Annotated in this window: 10 protein-coding genes; 2 read left to right on the top strand and 8 right to left on the bottom strand. The window is 62.6% G+C overall.

Features of this window, described 5'->3' with window-relative positions:
• Positions 1-35: 35 nt before the first annotated feature.
• The 6 genes from fdhE to NY023_RS02490 all read right to left on the bottom strand — a co-directional run bounded on the left by fdhE (position 36) and on the right by NY023_RS02490 (position 7,473).
• Positions 36-956 (bottom strand): formate dehydrogenase accessory protein FdhE, encoded by a 921-nt coding sequence (gene fdhE / locus NY023_RS02515; RefSeq protein WP_024086174.1) that lies wholly within the window; start codon positions 954-956, stop codon positions 36-38.
• A 4-nt stretch (positions 957-960) separates the two neighbouring features.
• Positions 961-1,617 (bottom strand): formate dehydrogenase subunit gamma, encoded by a 657-nt coding sequence (locus NY023_RS02510; protein ID WP_013970651.1) that lies wholly within the window; start codon positions 1,615-1,617, stop codon positions 961-963.
• Positions 1,614-2,564, bottom strand: a complete 951-nt coding sequence (gene fdxH / locus NY023_RS02505; RefSeq protein WP_013970650.1) for a formate dehydrogenase subunit beta — start codon at positions 2,562-2,564, stop codon at positions 1,614-1,616. The genes NY023_RS02510 and fdxH overlap by 4 nt, the downstream gene beginning before the upstream one ends.
• Positions 2,564-5,632, bottom strand: a complete 3,069-nt coding sequence (gene fdnG / locus NY023_RS02500; protein WP_143133120.1) for a formate dehydrogenase-N subunit alpha — start codon at positions 5,630-5,632, stop codon at positions 2,564-2,566. Before fdnG ends, fdxH begins: the two co-directional genes overlap by 1 nt.
• 272 nt (positions 5,633-5,904) lie before the next feature.
• On the bottom strand, positions 5,905-6,666 hold the full coding sequence (locus NY023_RS02495; protein WP_013970647.1) for an SDR family NAD(P)-dependent oxidoreductase: 762 nt from the start codon (positions 6,664-6,666) through the stop codon (positions 5,905-5,907).
• Positions 6,667-6,687: 21 nt separating this feature from the next.
• Positions 6,688-7,473 carry a TSUP family transporter gene (locus NY023_RS02490; RefSeq protein WP_044046878.1) on the bottom strand — a complete coding sequence of 262 codons (786 nt, stop codon included), beginning with the start codon at positions 7,471-7,473 and terminating at the stop codon, positions 6,688-6,690.
• A gap of 199 nt (positions 7,474-7,672) precedes the next feature.
• Between NY023_RS02490 and NY023_RS02485 the strand changes: the two genes are divergently transcribed.
• Positions 7,673-9,055: a PLP-dependent aminotransferase family protein gene (locus NY023_RS02485; RefSeq protein WP_044046877.1), complete on the top strand. Its 1,383-nt coding sequence runs from the start codon at positions 7,673-7,675 to the stop codon at positions 9,053-9,055.
• Between the two features lie 143 nt (positions 9,056-9,198).
• Here the strand turns inward: NY023_RS02485 and NY023_RS02480 are convergent, their stop codons facing one another.
• Both NY023_RS02480 and NY023_RS02475 read right to left on the bottom strand, forming a co-directional pair.
• Positions 9,199-9,741, bottom strand: a complete 543-nt coding sequence (locus NY023_RS02480; RefSeq protein WP_013970644.1) for a single-stranded DNA-binding protein — start codon at positions 9,739-9,741, stop codon at positions 9,199-9,201.
• Positions 9,742-9,750: 9 nt separating this feature from the next.
• Complete coding sequence (locus tag NY023_RS02475; RefSeq protein WP_013970643.1) at positions 9,751-11,145, bottom strand: MFS transporter; 1,395 nt, start codon at positions 11,143-11,145, stop codon at positions 9,751-9,753.
• 129 nt (positions 11,146-11,274) lie between these two features.
• Here NY023_RS02475 and uvrA point away from each other — a divergent pair, with 129 nt between their 5' ends.
• Positions 11,275-14,109 (top strand): excinuclease ABC subunit UvrA, encoded by a 2,835-nt coding sequence (gene uvrA / locus NY023_RS02470; RefSeq protein ID WP_013970642.1) that lies wholly within the window; start codon positions 11,275-11,277, stop codon positions 14,107-14,109.
• The last annotated feature ends 104 nt before the right edge of the window (positions 14,110-14,213 follow it).

The following is a 14,213-nucleotide window of genomic DNA, read 5'->3' as shown; positions in this document are numbered from 1 at the left end:
ACGGCGACTCGGTCTTACAGTGTAGACACTCTCCATTACCCGGGTGCGAGCATCAGGTTCGGTGCCAACCGATGGAAGCCCTCCTCGTCCAGGCGAATGTCCAGTGCCAGGCTGGCCAGGTCATCGGCCAGCGGCTCGGCCGCCGCATCGTTTTCCAGGTAGTTCTGCTTCAGGTAGCTCTCGCACTCCGGGCAGCACTCCGCCCGTAGCGGCGCCTTGCCCGGCGCATGGCGGTCATCGTCAAGGCTGGTATAGCGCAGGTCCTTGCTCGACTCGCAGTACACGCATTTGACCCGCACCACATGCCATTCGCAGGCACACAGCGAACAAGCCAGGTAGCGCAGGCCATTGTGCTTGCCGCGGTTGCGCACCACCCCGGCCATCGCCGGCGAACCGCAGGCCGGGCACTGGGCCAGGCTGTCGGCGGGCTTGAGCTCTGGTGCGGGCAGCGCCAGCAACCAGCTGGACCAGGCCGCCTGCAAGGCCGCCCCGATGAACGGCACCAGTGCTGCGGGCACTGCGTCGTACTGGCCGGCGAGCAAGGCGATGCCCCAACCCTTGCGTTGACAGTCATCACTGCTGCGCAGGACTTGCAGCGCCTCCCCTAATGGACCGCTGGTCTGCGCATTGAAGTGCTTGAGCAAGGCCTGCAACCAGACCAGCCACGGCCCTTCACGCACCAGGCTGTCCGCCGCCAGTGGCGGCAAACCATGACTTATGCACAGGCGCTGACGCTCCTCTGCCACCGGCATGCCAGCGGGTGGGTTATCCACAAGCTGCTGCTGGATACGGCACAAACAAGCCACCAGCTTCAGGTATTCGCCAAGGGCATTGCCCTCGGCCAGCTGCTCCAGGCGCTCGGCGCGCAGTTCGAACAGGTTGGCGGGGGGCAGGTGCAGAAACGGCGGCATCACTGCCGACGCTTCGATCTGCCCGGGTTCGAGTATCGTGCTCAAGCGCTCATCCTTCTTTTCGTCCGTGATTGCCCGGCGTCTTGTCACCAGTCACTTCGCGGTACCACAACTCATGGTGCTTGCGCGCCCAGGCGCGGCTGACCCAGCCATGCAGCATGGCGCCGATCGAGCCCTTGATCCAGATACCGGCGTAGATGTGCACGATGATGCTGAGGATCAGCACGAACGCCGCCAGGGCGTGGAGCAGAGCGGACAGCCGAATGACCTCGATGCCGAACAAATGGCTGAAGTATGCACGCCAGATCACCACACCGCTGACCAGCAGAACCAGCATGCACACCAGCAGGGTCCAGAACAACAGCTTCTGCCCGGCGTTGTACTTGCCGATCGGTGGCACACCCTCCTCCTTGTTGAGCATCACCCGGTCCACCCGGCGCAGCCACAGTCGGTCATTGGCAGTGATGAAATTGGCGCGCCAGAAACGCAGCACCAGGCCGAGGAAGAACACGAACATCGCCACCCCGAGGAAGGGGTGCAGGATGCGTGTCCACGGGCCACCGCCGAACAGGTTGCTGAGCCAGAACAGCGCCGGATGGAACAGCGCCAGCCCCGACAGGCCAGCCAGGATGAACAGGATCGCGACGACCCAGTGGTTACTGCGCTCGTTGGCGTTGTAGCGCAGGATGGGTTTGTTGTCGTTCATGGTCGCTGCTCCCCTTGCCCACCGGGCTTGGTCGGATCATAGACATGGACCGACGGGTCCACCTGGTGCACGCTTTCATCCGCGGGTGTCGGGTGTTCGTCCTCCTCCACCCGCTGTGGCCCTACCCGCACATAGTGGAAGAACCCGGCCAGCACCGCAGCCCCCATGGCCAGCAGCGCCAGCGGCTTGGTAATGCCCTTCCACAGCCCCACCAGCGGACTGATCACCGGCTGGTCCGGCAGGCCGGCGTACAGCTTCGGCGTGTCGGCATGGTGCAGCACATACATCACGTGGGTGCCACCGACGCCGTCCGGGTCGTAAAGCCCAGCCTTGTCGTAGCCCCGCGACTGCAGGTCGACGATGCGCTCGGCAGCATGCACCTTCATCTCATCCTTGGTGCCGAACACGATCGCCCCGGTCGGGCAGGTTTTCACGCAGGCCGGCTCCAGGCCCACGGTCACGCGGTCGGAACACAGGGTGCACTTGTACGCCTTGTGGTCCTTCTGCGAAATACGCGGGATATTGAACGGGCAACCGGTGATGCAGTACCCACAACCGATGCAGTGGTCCTGGTTGAAGTCGACGATGCCGTTGGCGTGCTTGATGATCGCCCCAGGGCTCGGGCACGCCTTCAGGCAACCTGGCTCGGCGCAGTGCATGCAGCCATCCTTGCGAATCAGCCACTCCAGGTTGCCGTCGTCGCGCTCGTGCTCGGTAAAGCGCATCAGGGTCCAGGTCTCGGCAGTGAGGTCCTGGGGGTTGTCGTAGGTGCCGTGGTTGTGGCCGACCTCGTCACGCAGTTCGTTCCACTCCGAACACGCCACCTGGCAAGCCTTGCAGCCGATGCATTTGGTGGTGTCGATCAGCTTGGCGACTTCCTGCTGCTGGCGTACCGAAGGCGGTACGGTGGTGGTGGCCGAGCGGGCGATGATGTCTTGGCTGGCCATCAGAGTTTCTCCACTTTGACGAGGAACGACTTGGACTCTGGCGTCTGGGTATTGCCGTCACCCAGGAAAGGCACCAGGGTGTTGGTCAGGTAGCCATGCCGCGTAGCCCCGGTGAAGCCCCAGTGCAGCGGGATGCCGATCTGGTGCACGGTCTGGTTGTTGACCTGGAGCGGGCGAATCCGCTTGGTCACTACCGCCACCGCATCGATATGCCCGCGCTTGCTCGATACCCGCACCCGGTCACCGGCCTTGATACCTTTCTCGTTGGCCAGCACCTCGCCGATTTCGACGAACTGCTCGGGCTGGGCAATGGCGTTGAGCCGGCAATGCTTGCTCCAGAAGTGGAAGTGCTCGGTCAGCCTGTACGTGGTCGCCGCGTACGGGAACTCTTCGTGCTTGCCGAGGGTGTCCCACACCGAGTCGAACACCCGCCCGGCCGGGTTGCTGGTGGCCTTCTTGTTCTGCGGGTGCAGCGGGTTGATGCCAATCGGCGTCTCGAACGGCTCGTAGTGCTCGGGGAACGGGCCTTCGGCCATCTTGTCGATGGCAAAGAACCGCGCCACGCCTTCGGGGTTCATGATGAACGGGTTCATCCCCGCCTCGGGCGGCGAGTCGACCTTGAAGTCGGGCACATCGGTCCCGGTCCAGGCCTTGCCGTTCCACCACACCAGGCGCTTCTTCTCCGGGTCCCACGGCTTGCCTTGCGGGTCGCTGGAAGCACGGTTGTAGAGGATGCGGCGGTTGGCCGGCCAGGCCCAGGCCCAGTTCTGCACCTGGTGCATGCCGTACGGGTCGCTGTTGTCACGGCGAGCCATCTGGTTACCCTGCTCGGTCCAGCTGCCGGCGAAGATCCAGCAACCGGACGCAGTGCTGCCGTCGTCCTTGAGCTGGCCAAAGCCCGCCAGTTGCTGGCCGGCCTTGAGCACTGCGCCAGTCGGATCGGTGACGTCCGTCACCGCCCAGCCGTTCATTTCCTTGGCCAGCTCCTCCGGGGATGGCTCTTCAGGGACCTTGTATGGCCAGTTGATGTTCATCAGCGCGTCAGGATAGGCGCCGCCTTCGGCCTGGTAGCGTCGGCGCAGGCGCAGGAACAGCTCGCTCATGATGTGAACGTCGGTGCGGGTCTCGCCCGGGCCGTCGGCGCCCTTCCAGTGCCACTGCAGCCAGCGGCTGCTGTTGACCAGCGAGCCGTCTTCCTCGGCAAAGCAGGTAGTGGGCAGGCGGATCACTTCGGTCTGGATGTTGGCCGTGTCGACATCGTTGAACGGCCCGGCGTTGCGCCAGAACTCCGAGGTCTCGGTGGCCAGCGGGTCCATGATCACCAGCCACTTGAGTTTGCTCAGGGCGGCAGTGACACGGTTCTTGTCCGGCAGCGCGGCAATCGGGTTGAAACCTTGGCACATGTAGCCGTTTACCTTGCCCTGGCCCATCATCTCGAACATGCGCAGCACGTCGTAGGCCGGCACATCGAGCTTGGGCAGCCAGTCGTAGCCCCAGTTGTTCTCCGCCGTGGCATTGGCGCCGTACCACGCCTTCATCAGGCTGACATGGAACTTGCCGTAGTTCTGCCAGTACGACAGTTGGCCAGGACGCAGTGGCTTGGAGGCGCGCTTGTCGATATAGGCGGCATAGTCCTGCTCGGCATCGCCGGCAAGGGTCAAGTAACCCGGCAACGAGTTGGACAGCAGGCCGAGGTCGGTCAGGCCCTGGATGTTGGAGTGCCCGCGCAAGGCGTTGACCCCGCCACCTGGCATGCCGACGTTACCCAGCAGCAACTGCACCATGGCCGCACTGCGGATGATCTGCGCACCGATCGAGTGCTGCGTCCAGCCCAGCGCGTAGAGGATCGTCATGGTCTTGCCCGGTACCGAGCAGGTGGCGATCTCTTCCCAGATCTTCAACATGGCGTCCTGCGGCATGCCACAGGTCATGCTTGCCAGTTCCGGTGTATAGCGGCTGTAGTGCTGCTTCATCAGCTGGAACACGCAGCGCGGGTGCTGCAGCGTCGGGTCAACCTTGGCAAAGCCGTCTGCACCCAGCTCGTAACCCCAGCCGGACTTGTCGGAATACACGCGCTTGGCCTCGTCGTACCCGCTGAACAGGCCATCCTCGAAGCCATAGTTCTCTTTGACGATGAACGACACATCGGTGTAGTTGCGCACGTACTCGTGCTGGATCTTGTCATTGCTCAGCAAGTAATTGATCAACCCGCCCATGAAGGCGATGTCGGTACCGGTACGAATCGGTGCGTAGTAGTCGGCCACCGAAGCGGTACGGGTAAACCGCGGGTCGACCACGATCAGCCGCGCCTTGTTGTGCGCCTTGGCCTCGGTCACCCACTTGAAGCCGCACGGATGCGCTTCTGCTGCGTTGCCACCCATCACCAGGACCAGATTCGCATTGGCGATATCGGACCAGTGGTTGGTCATGGCGCCACGGCCGTACGTCGGGGCAAGACTTGCCACCGTCGGGCCATGTCAGACACGAGCCTGGTTATCGAACCCCAGCATGCCTGTTGCGCGGATGACCTTGTGGGTCAGGTAGCCGGCCTCGCTGGAGGCGGCGGAAGCAGCAAGAAAACCGGTGGTGAGCCAGCGGTTGACCGTTTGCCCCTGGGCGTTCTTTTCGATGAAGTTGGCGTCGCGGTCCTGCTTCATCAGGTCGGCGACGCGATCGAGCGCCTCGTCCCAGCTGACCCGCACCCACTCCTTGCTGCCCGGCTTGCGTACCTCGGGGTACTGCAGGCGGCTCGGGCTGTGGATGAAGTCCAGCAGGCCAGCGCCTTTCGGGCAGAGGGTGCCGCGGTTGACCGGGTGGTCGGCGTCACCTTCGATATGGATGATGTTCTGTTTGACGTTCTTGCCCGCATCGCCCTGGCTGTACATGATCAGGCCGCAGCCGACCGAGCAGTAAGGGCAGGTGTTACGGGTTTCCTTGGTATGCGCCAGCTTGAAGTGACGCACCTGCTCGGCAAATGCTGGTGTCGGGGCCATGCCCAACGCCGCAAGGCTCGAGCCTCCAAGGCCGACGGCGGCGACCTTGAAGAACTGCCGACGGTTCAGGTCCATCGTGCACTCCTGATCAGGTGGTGGACGCACGGAACATGGCCGGCGCCTCTTGGTAGTCACGGTGGCGGCCAATTGATGGCCGCCAACAGTTAAGACTAGCCAAGAATCGAGAAGGTGCGATGACATGGGTCAGCTGAAGGCGCTGTGTTGCCTGATTCGCGGGTGAACCCGCTCCCACAGTTACTGCACATGCCCGAAGCAGGGCGCCATTCCTGTGGGAGCGGGCGTGCACGCGAACACCGGCAACACCGGTGCCATCCACCACCGGCCGATCAGCAAGCCGGCAGGTTGCGCACCACGTTCAGCGCCGCACTGCTCTGGGCCACCGGCATGATCTCGATGGTATTGATGTTCACATGCGCCGGCTGCTCGGCAATCCAGGCCACCGTGGCCGCGATGTCCTCGGGCAGGATGGCCTCCACGTCCCGATACAGCGCCTGCACGGCATCCAGATCACCGTTCAGGCGCACCACCGAGAAATCGGTCCCCGAGCACAGCCCAGGCTCGATGTTGCTCACTCGAACGCGGGTGCCCGCCAGATCGGCGCGCAGGTTGAGGCTGAAGTGGCGAACGAAGGCCTTGCTGGCGCCATACACGTTACCGCCCGGGTAGGGATAGGTGCCGGCGATCGAGCCGATATTGATGATCATGCCGCTGTCAGCTTCCACCATCTGCGGCAGGATCTTGTGGGTGACCATGGCCAGGCCAGTGATGTTGGTGTCGATCATCCGCTGCCAGTTTTCCGCACTACTGGCCTGGGCACGGTCCACGCCCAGCGCCAGCCCGGCATTATTGACCAGCAGGTCGACCTGCAGTGACGCATCACTAATCTGCTCGACCACCTTCTCGAGCGACACCGGGTCGGTGACATCCAGCGCCAGCGGAATGAAATTGACGCCTAGCTCGGCGGCCAGCGCTTGCAGCTTGTCCATGCGCCGGGCGCCACCGATCACGCGGTAGCCTTTGCCGATCAAGGTACGGCAGATGGCGCGGCCAAAGCCCGAGGAGGCGCCGGTTACGAATGCAGTTTTCATCAGTTGTCTCCTATGGAAGGGTCAGGCCAGATACTTAACGCCCAGGCTGGTGAACAGGCAGAGCATCGAGAACACCAGCGCCTTGCGCACCACTTCGTTGCCCTTGCGCAGGGCCAGTGCACTGCCAAGGTGGTTACCGAGGATGTTGCAGGCCACCAGCGCCACCGCCAGCAGGTAGACGACCTTGCCGGCAATGACGAAGGCCACCAAAGCGCCGATGTTGGATGCGAAGTTGAAGGTTTTTGAATTGGCCGAGCTGGAGACCAGGTCCATGCGCAGCAGGTAGTGGAACGCGATGATGAACATGCTGCCGGTACCCGGGCCGAAGAAGCCGTCGTAGAAGCCGATGGCCAGGCAGGTCAGCGGCACCACGGTGAAGAGCATGCGCGATGACAGTTCGCGCTCCTCGACCAAGCGGTCCTTGGGGGTGAGGAAGATGAGGATGCCGAAGGGGATCAGCGCCAGGATGATCTTGCCCACAGCTTCCTGGGAGATCGAGACGATCAGGTGCGCTCCCAGGTAGGCACCGAGCAACGAGAATGGCACGCCGACCAGCGCCACCTGCCAGACCATCTTGCTGTTGGCCAGGAAGTTGCGAATGGCTGCCAGTGTGCCAAGGGTACTGACCAGTTTTTCCTGGCCGAGGGCAACCTGCGGTGGCATGCCGACCAGCAGAAAGCCCGGCACCAGGAACAACCCGCCGCCACCGGCAATGCTGTCTACGAAGCCGGCAACGAAAGCGATAGCCCCAAGCATGAGCACCGCAAGCAACCAGTGTTCCGCCCAGAAAGCGCCCAGAATTTCCATAGCGAAGTCCATCCAGTGGAATGTCCTGCCAAGCACAACGCAAGTGTGCATGTCCCAATCAGCGCGATGATTGTAATTACAAAAATTGAATCGATGCAATATAGAATTAAATCGACTCAATGGCGAAGATTGCCATCATTACCCGCATCCTGGCTTTCATGTTAGGCTGCGCGCAATTGCAGAATCTGGTGCCATTTCCATGTGGGTCCCTCAATACGGCGATCAAACCCAGCCGGTTTACCTGATGATCGCTAATGCCCTTGAACAGGACATCGAAAGTGGTCGGCTTACAGCAGGCGATCGTTTGCCCACCCTCAAAGACCTTGCCGAGGCACTGAATGTAACCCCCGGCACCGTTGGAAGAGCCTACGACGAAGCCGCCAAGCGCGGCCTGGTGGTTGGAGAGGTAGGCCGTGGCACATTTGTCAGACAGTTGCGACAGCGGTTATCCGCCCCGTCGGTGCCTACACCAGTTACTGGCGAAAGCAGCCAGATCGACCTCTCGATCATCAAACCCAACGACGCCCACATGAGCGAGTGGCTGGGTACGGCGATCAGCGAGCTGGCCACCTCTGCGGACCTGGGACAGGTACTCGACTATGTGACAGAAGGTGGTCACACCTCCCACAAACAAGCAGGTGCAGACTGGATTCGGCGCTGGCTGCCTGATGCGCGCTGGCAACAGGTTGTACTGACCTCTGGCGCGCAGCATGGACTATTGGTGGCCCTCAGCAGCCTGTCGAAGAGCGACGATGTGGTGCTGTGCGAATCGTTCTGCTACCCAGGCATCATCTCCCTGGCCCACAGCATGGGCCGCCGCCTGCGTGGCGTGGCCATGGACGAGCATGGCCTTATTCCCGAGGCATTGCGCGCGGCCTGCCTGGAGCATCGCCCTTCCCTGTTGGTGTGTGTCACCACCCACCAGAACCCCACCAACTCGATCATGCCCCACGCACGGCGCCAGGCCATCGCAGAGATCGCCCGCGAGTTCGACCTGTTCATCGTCGATGACGATATCTACGGCTTCCTTGAACCCGCACCGGATTACCAGCCACTGGCGGCGTATGCGCCAGAACGTTCGGTGTATCTCACCAGCCTGTCCAAAAGTGTGCTGCCGGCGCTGCGTATCGGTTACCTGTACGCCCCACCGCAAACCCTCTCGCGGCTATCGTCGATGGTACGCAGCAGCGTCTGGATGCCATCGCCGTTGATGGCACAACTGGCCAGCAACCTGATCAACAGCGGCATGGCCGACCAGTTGGTGCGAGAACAACAGGAAGAGGCGGCCGCGCGCCAGCAAATGGCCCAGGAGATCCTTGGCAAGTACAAGATCCGCAGCCAGCCCAACAGCTTCCACATCTGGCTGGAGTTGCCCGCGCCGTGGACCAGCGACGAATTCGCCAACCTGGCGCGTAACAACGGCGTCACTGTAGTCAGTGGCAGCCAGTTCCTGCCAGAGCGCAGCCACGCCAGCTGCGGCGTGCGCATCGCCTTGATGGCCCCCAGCCGTCAGGAGTTGGGCTTTGCCCTGACCAAGCTGGTCAGCTTGCTGGACTCGCCGGAGCCGCGGCTGTTCTATTGATCAGGCTCGCTACTGGAGTGGCAGTCGGTACCAATTCATTCTCGGGCAAACCCGCCCACAAAAAGGTACGCGGCACCGCCCATAAAAAAACCCAGGGCAACTGCCCTGGGTTTCTGGTTTTGCCAGACGCCTAACCGTTCTGATCAGAACGGAATATCGTCATCGAAGCTGTCGAAGTCAGCCGCCGGCTGCGGGGCTGGCTGCTGCGGGGCCGGGCGCTGAGGAGCCTGTTGCGGGCGCGGGGCCTGCTGGCGTGGGGCCTGGTTGTACTGCTGCGGCTGGCCGCCACCGTAGTTGCCGCCACCCTGGTTGTACGGGTCACCGCCCTGCTGCTGGTTCTGCGGACGACCGCCGAGCAGCTGCATGGTGCCGTTGATGTCGACGATGATCTCGGTGGTGTAGCGCTTGATGCCGTCTTTTTCCCACTCGCGGGTCTGCAGCTTGCCTTCGATGTAGCACTGCGAACCTTTGCGCAGATATTCGCCGGCGATTTCGGCAACCTTGCCGAACAGCGACACACGGTGCCACTCGGTACGCTCGACCTTCTGGCCCGACTGCTTGTCGGTCCACTGCTCGCTGGTAGCCAGGCTCAGGTTGGTCACGGCGTTACCGTTGGGCAGGTAGCGGACTTCGGGATCCTGGCCACAGGTGCCGACCAGAATGACTTTGTTAACCCCACGGGCCATAACGTTCTCCTAGGCTTCGCACGCCGAAGAGGCCGGGTTCACCAGGCGCTCGAGGGTCGTACGGTCCAAAATTTTCGTATCCAGTTTGATATAGATGGCGGCTTCTTCCGCCACCACGACGGCGTCGGTCACACCCGGTACAGCCATCAGGCGCTCGGTCAGGCCGGCTTCCCGGACTGCCTCTGGCGTCAGCGGCATGCGCAGGCTGGTCACATAGGGCGGCTCGTTCATGCGCAAGGCGACGACCAACCAGATGGCACACAGTACCGCACAACCGAGGAACACCATGTTCAGCCCGCCGTGCTGGAACAACCAGCCACCGAGGATTCCTCCCAGGGCAGCACCGAGGAACTGGCTGGTGGAGTAGACCCCCATTGCCGTCCCCTTGCCACCTGCAGGCGACACCTTGCTCACCAGCGAAGGCAGTGATGCCTCCAGCAGGTTGAATGCAGTAAAGAATACCACGGTGCCGATCACCAGTCCGCGCAAACCGTCAGCCCACTGCCAGAAGAACACCTCCACCAGCAGCAACACACTGACCGCCCCGGCCAGCACGCGTCTCATCTTGCGCTTTTTTTCGCCATAGATGATGAACGGGACCATTGCAAAAAATGAGATGAACAACGCGGTCAGGTATACCCACCAGTGCTGCTCCTTCGGCAGGCCGCCGCGCTCGACAAAGGCCAGTGGCAATGCGACGAAGCTGGCCATGAGGATGGCGTGGAGGATGAAGATGCCCACATCCAGGCGCAGAAGGTCCGGATGGCGCAGGGTCGGGCCGATGGCCTGGCGCGCCACACCCGACTCACGGTGCTGCAGGATGCTGTGGGTATTGGGCACCACAAAGGCGATCAGCAAGATGCCGACCAGGGCAAGTCCTGCCGTGGCGAGGAACAATCCTGACAAGCCAAAGGCACGAGTCAGCAATGGGCCGACGACCATGGCGACGGCAAACGACAGGCCGATGCTCATGCCGATCATGGCCATGGCCTTGGTCCGGTGCTGCTCGCGGGTGAGGTCGGACAGCAGCGCCATGACCGCAGCGGAAATCGCCCCGGCGCCCTGCAGGATACGCCCGGCGATCACTCCCCAGATGGAGTCGGCCTGGGCCGCCAATACACTGCCCAGGGCAAAGATGACCAGCCCCAGGTAAATCACCGGCCGGCGGCCGATGCGATCGGAAATCATCCCGAACGGGATCTGCAATACGGCCTGCGTCAGGCCATAGGCACCAATGGCCAGGCCGATCAGCGCAGGCGTGGCACCTGCCAGGTCCATGCCGTAGGTAGCCAGCACCGGCAAGACCATGAACATGCCCAGCATACGAAAGGCAAAGACCAGGGCCAGGCCGCCAGCGGCGCGGGTTTCGCCGCCACTCATGCGCTCGTTGTGGGTGTCGTGCATGGATTAACCTCGTGTGAACCGGCGGCGATTCTATCAGTCCGACAGCTTGACGGCATCTACGCGACGCTTTGCCGCGTACTGGCAGCGCGCCGTATACTTCCTTGTTTATGCCCGCCGAGCGAGGCCGCAGTGGACAAGATCCTGATTCGTGGGGCACGTACCCACAACCTGAAGAACATCGACCTGACCCTGCCCCGGGACAAGCTGATCGTGATCACCGGCCTGTCCGGTTCCGGAAAGTCGTCCCTGGCGTTCGACACCCTGTACGCCGAAGGCCAGCGCCGCTATGTGGAATCGCTGTCGGCCTACGCCCGGCAGTTCCTGTCGATGATGGAAAAGCCCGACGTCGACACCATCGAAGGCCTGTCGCCGGCCATTTCCATCGAGCAGAAGTCGACCTCGCACAACCCCCGCTCCACGGTCGGCACCATCACCGAAATCTACGACTATCTGCGCCTGCTGTACGCTCGCGTGGGTACCCCACGCTGCCCGGATCACGATATCCCGCTGGAAGCGCAAACGATCAGCCAGATGGTCGACCTGGTGCTGGAGCGACCGGAAGGCAGCAAGCTGATGCTGCTGGCGCCGGTGGTGCGCGAGCGCAAGGGCGAGCACCTGGCGGTATTCGACGAGCTACGGGCCCAGGGCTTTGTGCGCGCCCGGGTCAACGGCAAGCTCTACGAGCTCGACGAACTGCCCAAGCTGGACAAGCAGAAAAAACACAGCATCGATGTGGTGGTGGACCGTTTCAAGGTCCGCGCCGACCTGCAACAGCGCCTGGCCGAGTCGTTCGAGACCGCGCTCAAGCTGGCCGACGGCATAGCCCTGGTAGCGCCGATGGATGACGAGCCAGGCGAGGAGACGATCTTCTCCGCGCGTTTCGCCTGCCCGGTCTGTGGCCATGCCATCAGCGAGCTGGAGCCGAAACTGTTCTCCTTCAACAACCCCGCCGGCGCCTGCCCGACCTGCGATGGACTGGGGGTGAAGCAGTTCTTCGACACCAAGCGCCTGGTCAATGCCGAGCTCACCTTGGCCGAAGGCGCGATCCGCGGCTGGGACCGGCGCAACGTGTACTACTTCCAGATGCTCGGCTCGCTGGCCGCGCATTACGGCTTCAGCCTGGAGGAACCATTCGGCCAGCTTTCGGCCGAGCACCAGAAGGTGATCCTGCAGGGCAGCGGCAAGCAGAGCGTCGACTTCAAGTACCTCAACGACCGTGGCGACATCGTCAAGCGCTCGCACCCGTTCGAAGGCATCGTGCCGAACCTGGAGCGTCGCTACCGCGAGACCGAGTCGGCCACCGTGCGCGAAGAACTGGCCAAGTTCCTCGGCACCCAGCCGTGCCCCGATTGCCGCGGCACCCGCCTGCGCCGTGAGGCAAGGCATGTGTGGGTGGGCGAAAAAACGCTACCGGCAGTGACCAACCTGCCGATCGGTGAAGCCAGCAACTACTTCGGCGAGCTGACTCTGACCGGACGCCGTGGCGAGATTGCGGCGAAGATCCTCAAGGAAATCTGCGAGCGCCTGCAGTTCCTGGTGAACGTCGGTCTCGACTATCTCACCCTGGACCGCAGCGCTGATACCCTATCCGGTGGCGAAGCGCAGCGTATCCGCCTGGCCAGCCAGATCGGTGCTGGCCTGGTGGGAGTGATGTACATCCTCGATGAGCCGTCCATCGGCCTTCATCAACGTGACAATGACCGCCTGCTGGCCACCCTCAACCACCTGCGCGACCTGGGCAACACGGTGATCGTGGTGGAACACGACGAAGACGCCATCCGCCTGGCTGACTACGTGGTGGACATCGGCCCTGGGGCCGGCGTGCACGGCGGTCAGATCGTCGCCGAGGGGTCGCCGCAGGAAGTCATGGAGCACCCCGACTCGCTGACCGGCAAGTACCTGTCAGGGCGCAAGAAGATCGTAGTGCCGGCCAAGCGCACGCCGCGCAACAAGAAGCTGCAACTCAAGCTCAAGGGCGCGCGTGGCAACAACCTGCAAAACGTCGACCTTGAAATCCCGATCGGCCTGCTGACCTGCGTGACGGGGGTGTCCGGTTCGGGCAAGTCGACACTGATCAACAACACCCTATTCCCACTGGCCGCGACCGCCCTGAATGGCTCAAGCAGCCTGGAAGCGGCGCCGCATGCCAGCATGGATGGCCTGCAGCACCTGGACAAGGTAGTGGACATCGACCAGAGCCCGATCGGCCGCACCCCTCGCTCGAACCCGGCGACCTACACCGGCATCTTCACGCCGATCCGCGAGCTGTTCTCCGGTGTGCCGGAATCGCGTTCGCGCGGCTATGGTCCGGGGCGTTTCTCGTTCAACGTCAAGGGAGGCCGTTGCGAGGCCTGCCAGGGCGATGGCCTGATCAAGGTGGAGATGCACTTCCTGCCGGATATCTATGTGCCGTGCGACGTGTGCAAGAGCAAGCGCTACAACCGCGAAACCCTGGAGATCAAGTACAAGGGCAAGAACATCCACGAGGTGCTGGAAATGACCATCGAGGATGCCCGCGAGTTCTTCGACGCAGTGCCGGCGCTGGCGCGCAAGCTGCAGACGTTGATGGATGTGGGGCTGTCATACATCAAGCTGGGCCAGTCGGCGACCACGCTGTCGGGCGGTGAGGCACAGCGAGTGAAGCTGTCGCGCGAGCTGTCCAAGCGTGATACCGGCAAGACCTTGTACATTCTCGACGAGCCGACCACGGGCCTGCACTTTGCCGATATTCAGCAGTTGCTGGACGTCCTGCATCGCCTGCGCGACCACGGCAATACCGTGGTGGTGATCGAGCACAACCTGGATGTGATCAAGACCGCGGATTGGCTGGTGGATCTGGGGCCGGAGGGTGGTTCGAAAGGCGGGCAGATCATTGCCTGCGGTACGCCGGAAGAACTGAGTACGATGAAGCAGTCGTATACCGGGCACTACCTGAAACCGTTGCTGGAGCGGGATCGGGCGTAAGGCCTTGGGGGCGCTTTTTGCCCTTTTCGCGACAAAAGGCCGCTCCACAGGAGGAATGCATTTCCCTGTGGGAGCGGCCTTTTGTCGCGATAGGGCTGCAGAGC

Origin of the sequence: Pseudomonas sp. NBB, from assembly GCF_032701105.1 — a bacterium.
Taxonomy (GTDB): Bacteria; Pseudomonadota; Gammaproteobacteria; order Pseudomonadales; family Pseudomonadaceae; genus Aquipseudomonas; species Aquipseudomonas asiatica.
Note: the sequence above shows the minus strand (reverse complement) of the source record. Positions and strands in the feature narration are given on the sequence as shown.